At 72.5% G+C, this 528-nt stretch carries 1 protein-coding gene; it reads right to left on the minus strand.

Annotated elements, in window-relative coordinates:
* Positions 1-528, minus strand: a 528-nt coding sequence (locus FG93_RS00015) for an ATP-binding cassette domain-containing protein (protein ID WP_043230398.1), incomplete at both ends; no start/stop codon positions are given.

Below are 528 nucleotides of genomic sequence, written 5' to 3' on the forward strand. Positions count from 1 at the left end.
CCCGAGCTGGGTCTGGTAGCCATCGGCCAGCCGCACGATCATCTCGTGGATGCCGGCCGCCTGCGCCGCCGCCACGACCCCGGCGGCGTCGCTCTCGTCGGAGAGCCGCGAGATGTTCTCCTCGACGCTGGCATCGAGCAGGCTGACCTCCTGCGGGAGATAGCCGATGAAGCGGCCGAGCGCCGCCTCCGGCCATTGCGCCAGCTCGGCGCCGTCGAGCCGGACCGAACCGCGCAGGCACGGCCAGATCCCGGTCAGGGCCCGCACCAGCGTCGTCTTGCCGCCGCCGCTCGGGCCGATCAGGCCAAGCGCCGTGCCCGCCTTCAGGTCGAAGCCGACCTCGCTGAGCAGGACCTGGCCGGTGACCGGGGCGGCGACCGTGATCTTGTCGACCTTGAGATAGCGCGCCGGGGCCGGCAGCTGCATCGGCACCACCGCCTGGCTCAGCGCCACCACCGTCTCGCGCAGGCGCTGGAAGGCGGCGCGCGCCGCGACGAAGGACTTCCAGTTGGCGATGGCGAGATCGAC

This window comes from Allobosea sp. LC85, assembly GCF_000735605.1.
GTDB lineage: Bacteria > Pseudomonadota > Alphaproteobacteria > Rhizobiales > Beijerinckiaceae > Allobosea.